This window comes from Companilactobacillus tucceti DSM 20183 (assembly GCF_001434665.1).
GTDB classification, from domain to species: domain Bacteria; phylum Bacillota; class Bacilli; order Lactobacillales; family Lactobacillaceae; genus Companilactobacillus; species Companilactobacillus tucceti.
The window spans coordinates 1-1,020 of sequence record NZ_AZDG01000041.1 but is presented as its reverse complement, the minus strand read 5'-3'; the positions used below and the strand labels follow the sequence as shown (position 1 = coordinate 1,020).

The following is a 1,020-nucleotide window of genomic DNA, read 5'->3' as shown; positions in this document are numbered from 1 at the left end:
TAAAATCAATACCAGTTTTTTTGTATCTTTTTTGGACAAAACAAAAGAACATCGCTGTTCTCATGTTAGGATTTAAGCGACCAAACTCTTTCCAAAGGAGAAAACAACAATGTCCCAAGACAATTCTATACTTTGCGCTTTAAACATTAAAGACAATAATATTAAAAATGTTTCTGTTTGTGATTCTAAAATTAATAATAAAGGTGTAATTAAGCATATCAAGGTTGTTAAAGCTGAACTGTCATACAGATTAACTCGATGTCCTCAATGCGGCGAGAATACGTTGGTTAAAAATGGAAAAAGAATGACTAATCAACGTCTAGCCAGTTTCAACGGCATGGAGTATCACTTAATGCTTAAAAAACAGAGGTTTTTATGTAGGAACTGTGGAAGCACCTGCGGTGCCCACAGTGACCTACTTATTAAAAATCACACCATGACTAAACAAATAAAGGCCAGAATATTCGACATGTCGCGTGAATCATTTACCCTCTCGTCTATGTCGAAATTATTAGGTATCTCAATTAGCACGGTAAGTAGAATACTTTACGAAAATACAAAACTTCCGAAAAGATCCTCATATCTTCCCGAAAATTTGTGTTTTGATGAATTTCGCTCTGTAAAAAAAATATATACTTTTATTTCTATTGATGCTAAAACCCATCATCTTATTGATTTAGTTCACGATAGGCTATTGAAGACAATTACTGAACATTTCATTAATAAATACAGCCTCAAAGAACGCCAAAATGTTAAAACTGTATCAATAGATTTAAACGCTAACTATCAATCTATTGTTCACAAAATATTCCCTAAAGCCAAGATAATCGTTGATAGATTTCATACCGTTCAATTGTTCAGTAGGGCTTTTGATAAAGTACGTATTCAAACGTTAAATAAGATCAGTGATAAAAAGTCTCGCCAATATAAAGTTTTGAAAAAGGATTGGCGTCTGTTCCACCTGCCAAAGGCAGATGTGGACGACACCCACATTAAGTATATAGTGGGGTTGAACGAGTA

The 1,020-nt window shown here is 33.7% G+C and carries 1 protein-coding gene; it reads left to right on the top strand.

Features of this window, described 5'->3' with window-relative positions; genetic code table 11:
• Window positions 1-109: 109 nt before the first annotated feature.
• On the top strand, window positions 110-1,020 hold a 911-nt coding region (locus tag FC72_RS10555; RefSeq protein WP_057767490.1), incomplete at its 3' end, for an ISL3 family transposase.